Origin of the sequence: Streptomyces lushanensis, assembly GCF_001700515.1 — a bacterium.
Lineage (GTDB): Bacteria > Actinomycetota > Actinomycetes > Streptomycetales > Streptomycetaceae > Streptomyces > Streptomyces lushanensis.
On record NZ_MAUD01000146.1, the window covers coordinates 1 to 2,020 of the forward strand.

Genomic DNA, 2,020 nt, shown 5'->3' on the forward strand with positions numbered 1-2,020 from the left:
GGCAGGGTGGCCTCCTTGACGGCGTGGGTGGCGACTTCGTGGCAGCGTGCGAAGTGGACGTCGCCCCGGTTCTGGGCGTGTTCGATGAGGCTGCGGATGGCTTCCAGGCGGGAGGGGCGTCCGCTGAGTTCGGGGTGGAGGGTGAGGTTGAACAGGGCGCGGTGGCGGCGCATCGCGTCGAGTTCGTCGGTCCACATCCGGAGCACGGTGTGGGGGGCGGTGATGATGCTGCCGATGTGGGGGTCGGGCAGGAACGCGTACTGCTCCCAGTCGTCCAGGGACCAGTGGACGGGGAGTTCCACGAGGGATCCGGCTGGGGTGGTGAGGGTGTAGGGGCGGTCGTCGCCCATGAGGGAGGAGTCGTAGAGACCGTGTTCGGCCACCAGTTCCAGGGTGGTGTTGGTGGGCTGCCAGTTCGCGGCCCGGTAGCCGTGGATGGTGATGTCCTGGGCGTGGAAGACGTCGAGGGCGCGGATGAAGTCTTCTCGCTCCTGGGCGGGGGTGAGTGTGGTGGGCGGGCGGTGGCTGTGGGTGTGATGGGCCACTTCGTGGCCGCGGTCGGTGATCGATCTGGCCAGGTGGGGGCGGCTCTCCGCGACTGCGCCAGGTATGAAGAACGTGGCGGGGACGCCGGTGTCGTCGAGGAGGTCGAGGATTCTGGGGACGGCGACGTCGGGTCCGTAGCACTGGTGGGACATGGCGCCGAGGTCGTGCCGGGCTTCGGGGTTGAGCGCGAGGATCGGGGCCTCTGCGTCGACGTCGAAAGTGATCAGGGCGACGGCGGCTGCGCCGCTCAGCCATGCGGGCGCGGTGGTGTCGGACAAGGCGGGTGTCCTTCCTGAGGTGCGGTTAGGCGGGCTGGTGTTGCCGGCCGTGGGCGGTTGTGTCAGGTCCTGTCGTGCCGGGTTCGCCGGTGGGCGGTGTTGTCCGGACCGGCTGCGGGGCTGATCATGCCGTGGTCGACGGGGCCCACGGACTGGCCGTCGGCCAGGAGGCGGGGCAGGTCGGGGTTGGCCAGTGCGCCGCGGCCCAGGGACAGCAGGTCGGCGTGTCCGCCGGTGAGGACGTCGCGGGCCCGGGAGGGATCGTGCATGCCGCCGTTGGCGATGACGGGCAGGCCGGTGGTGCGGCGGGCCAGTGCGGTGAGGGATTCACCGGTTTCGAGGGTGGCGGTACGGGGCCAGTCGCCGCTCCCGACGGCGATGTGGAGGTAGCTGGCGCCGGCGTGTGCTGCGGCGCAGAAGATCTCCCGGGCCTCTTCGGGACCGTCCCAGCTGTGCTCGACGTCGTTGACCTCGGTCCGGGACAGGCGCACTCCGAGGAGGAAATCGATGCCGACCGCGGCGCGGACGTGGGTGATGACGTGGGTGAGGAGACGGAGCCGGCCGCTCAGGGTATGGCCGTTGTAGGCGTCGGTGCGCCGGTTGGTGCGGGGGGTGAGGAACTGGTCGATGAGGTGGCCGTCGGCGGCGTGGATCTCGACGCCGTCGAACCCGGCGGTGCGGGCCCTCAGAGCGGCCTCGGCGAAACCGCGTGTCGCGTCGCGGATGTCCACCAGACTCATCTCGCGCGGCAGCGGCCACGGGCCGGTGCCGCCGTATTCGGGCCTCATCTCGCCCCTGGGCCGGACCGGGGAGGGTCCGGCGGTGACGCCGGGGCGGTGGGGGTTGCCCTGGGACAGGGCCCCGGCGTGCGTCAGTTGCAGGAAGACGGCGGCGCCGGCCGCGTGGATGCGGGCGGTGACGGTGCTCCAGCCGCGGGTGTGCGCGGCGGTGACGATGCCGGGCTGGTTGGTGTAGCCCTGGGCGTAGGCGGAGTCGGTGTACGTGCCCTCGGTGATGATCAGGCCGAAGCCGCCTTCGGCGAACGCCTGGTAGTGGTCGGCCATGCCGGCGGTCGGGGTGCCGTTGTCGGTTGCGGAGACACGGGTCATGGGGGCGACCGCGAGACGGTTTCTGAGGGTGAAGTGCCACAGCCGGCCCGGGACGAGGGCCGGCTGTGGCACTTCACCCTCAGAAAC

At 71.0% G+C, this 2,020-nt stretch carries 2 protein-coding genes; both read right to left on the bottom strand.

Annotated features, from left to right (window positions below; translation table 11 throughout):
• On the bottom strand, positions 1–824 hold an 824-nt coding region (locus BFF77_RS13575; protein ID WP_066948418.1), incomplete at its 3' end, for a polysaccharide deacetylase family protein.
• 62 nt (positions 825–886) lie between these two features.
• A partial coding sequence (locus BFF77_RS13580) for an oxidoreductase (protein ID WP_342671233.1) occupies positions 887–2,020 on the bottom strand: 1,134 nt, incomplete at its 5' end.